The organism is Streptomyces sp. NPDC090442 (assembly GCF_044769405.1).
Taxonomy (GTDB): Bacteria; Actinomycetota; Actinomycetes; order Streptomycetales; family Streptomycetaceae; genus Streptomyces.
Window position 1 is genome coordinate 1 of sequence record NZ_JBIVXW010000201.1, and the last position, 2666, is coordinate 2666.

Below are 2666 nucleotides of genomic sequence, written 5' to 3' on the forward strand. Positions count from 1 at the left end.
TGTGGCCTCCGGCCGTGTCTCGTACACCTTCGGCTTCGAGGGCCCGGCCGTCACCGTGGACACCGCCTGCTCCTCGTCCCTGGTCGCCCTGCACTGGGCGGCTCAGGCCCTGCGCGCCGGGGAATGCTCGTTGGCCTTGGCCGGCGGCGTGACCGTGATGTCCACCCCCAGCACCTTCGTGGAGTTCTCCCGTCAGCGGGGGTTGGCTGCGGACGGCCGTTCCAAGGCGTTCGCCGAGGCCGCTGATGGTGTGGGGTGGTCCGAAGGTGTGGGCATGCTGGTGCTGGAGCGCCAGTCGGATGCCGTGCGCAACGGCCATCAGATCCTGGCCGTGGTGCGTGGTTCGGCGGTCAACCAGGACGGTGCGTCCAACGGCCTGACGGCTCCCAACGGACCGTCCCAACAGCGCGTGATTCGCCAGGCGTTGGCGAGTGGCGGCCTGTCCACGGGTGATGTGGACGTGGTCGAGGCGCACGGCACCGGTACCACGCTCGGCGACCCCATCGAGGCCCAGGCACTCATTGCCACCTACGGTCAGCGGCGCCCGGAGAACCAGCCCCTGTGGCTCGGTTCGCTCAAGTCCAACATCGGGCACGCGCAGGCCGCGGCGGGTGTTGCCGGTGTGATCAAGATGGTGTTGGCGATGCGGCACGGTGTCTTGCCGCAGACCCTGCACGTCGATGCGCCGTCGTCGCACGTCGACTGGGACGCGGGTGCCGTCGAGTTGCTCACCGAGCAGACGACCTGGCCGGAGACGGGCAGGGCCCGGCGGGCCGGTGTCTCCTCGTTCGGTATCAGCGGTACCAACGCCCACGTCATCCTGGAACAGCCGGAGGGCAGTCGGGGCCTGACCGAGGAGCCGGCTGGCCCCGAACCCGTCGTTGTTCCCGTCCCGTTGGCCGGCGTGACCTCCGAAGCCCTGCGTGGTCAGGCCGCACGCCTGCTGTCCTGGCTGGTGGAACGCCCCGACCTGCGCCCGCTCGACCTCGGCCACTCACTGGCCACGACCCGTTCGGCGTTCGACCATCGGGCGGTGGTCCTCGCAGTCGAACACGCCGATGTGGTACGGGCGTTGGAGGTCATCGCCAACGGTGGCGAAGACCCCGCCGCCATCGTCGACCAGCGGCGTCCGGGACGTCATGCGGTGCTGTTCTCGGGGCAGGGTTCACAGCGCCTGGGGATGGGGCGTGAGCTGTACGGCCGGTTCCCGGTGTTCGCCCAGGCACTGGACTCGGTGATCGAGCTGTTGGACGAGGAACTTCCCGGTTCGTCCCCCTCGTTCGGTATGCGTGAGGTGATGTGGGGCGGAGACGCCGACGCGTTGAACGAGACGGGTTGGGCGCAGCCGGCTCTCTTCGCCGTCGAGGTGGCGTTGTATCGGCTGGTGGAGAGTTGGGGTGTGCGGCCGGACTTCGTGGCCGGTCACTCCATCGGTGAGATCGCCGCGGCGCACGTCGCCGGGGTGTTCACCTTGCGGGACGCTTGCCGACTGGTGGCGGCGCGTGCGTCGTTGATGCAGGCGTTGCCGTCCGGTGGTGCGATGGTCGCGGTCCAGGCCGCCGAGGGCGAGGTCGTCCCGCACCTGTCCGACGGGCTCTCTATCGCCGCCGTCAACGGGCCCACCTCCGTGGTCATCTCCGGCACCGAGCACGCGGCGAATGCGCTGGCGGAACGGCTGGCCGAAACCGGGCGCAAGACAACCCGGCTGCGCGTCTCGCACGCGTTCCACTCTCCGCTGATGGACCCGATGCTCGATGACTTCCGGGCTGTTGCCGAGGAGCTGTCCTACGCTGCTCCGACCCTCCCCGTCGTGTCGAACCTGACCGGCGGACTGGCCTCGGCCGACGAGTTGTGCACGGCGGAGTACTGGGTCCGGCACGTCCGGGAAGCGGTGCGCTTCGCCGACGGCGTTGCCACGATGGAGCGCGAAGGCGTCACCGTGTTCCTGGAACTGGGTCCGGACGGCGTGTTGTCCGCCATGTCCCAGGAGTCGTTGACCGGCGACGCGGTCACCGTCCCGGTCCTGCGCAAGGACCGGGACGAGGAGGCCTCCGTCCTCACCGCCGTCGCCCACCTGCACGCCGCGGGACTCCGCATCGACTGGTCGACGCTCTTCGCCGGCACCGGCGCAGTCCGTGTCGATCTGCCGACCTACGCCTTCCAGCACGCCACCTACTGGCCCACCGGCACCCTGAGCACGGCGAACGCCAAGGCCGTCGGCCTCACCGCCGCCGAGCACCCGCTCCTCGACGGTTCGGTCGAACTCGCCGAAGCGGAAGGGGTGTTGTTCACCGGCCGACTGTCGCTCCAATCGCATCCGTGGCTGGCCGACCACGCCGTCATGGGCCGGACACTGCTGCCCGGCACCGCGCTGCTGGAGCTGGCGTTCCGCGCGGGCGACGAGGCCGGTTGCGATCGCGTCGAGGAACTGACGCTGGCCGCACCGCTCGTCCTGCCGGAGCGTGGCGCGCTACGGACCCAGGTGCGGGTCGGCGTCGCCGACGCCACCGGTCGCCGTACCCTCACCGTCCACTCCCGGCCGGAGAACGCGGCCGACGTCTCCTGGACCCAGCACGCCGCCGGCATCCTGACGGCCGACGCTGCCCCGGCGGACCCCGGCTTCGACGCCACGGTCTGGCCGCCCGCCGACGCCGAGCCGCTCGACT

1 protein-coding gene is annotated in these 2666 nt (G+C 70.6%); it reads left to right on the plus strand.

Annotated elements, in window-relative coordinates:
* A partial coding sequence (locus ACIQU6_RS44315; RefSeq protein WP_403488353.1) for a type I polyketide synthase occupies positions 1–2666 on the plus strand: 2666 nt, incomplete at both ends.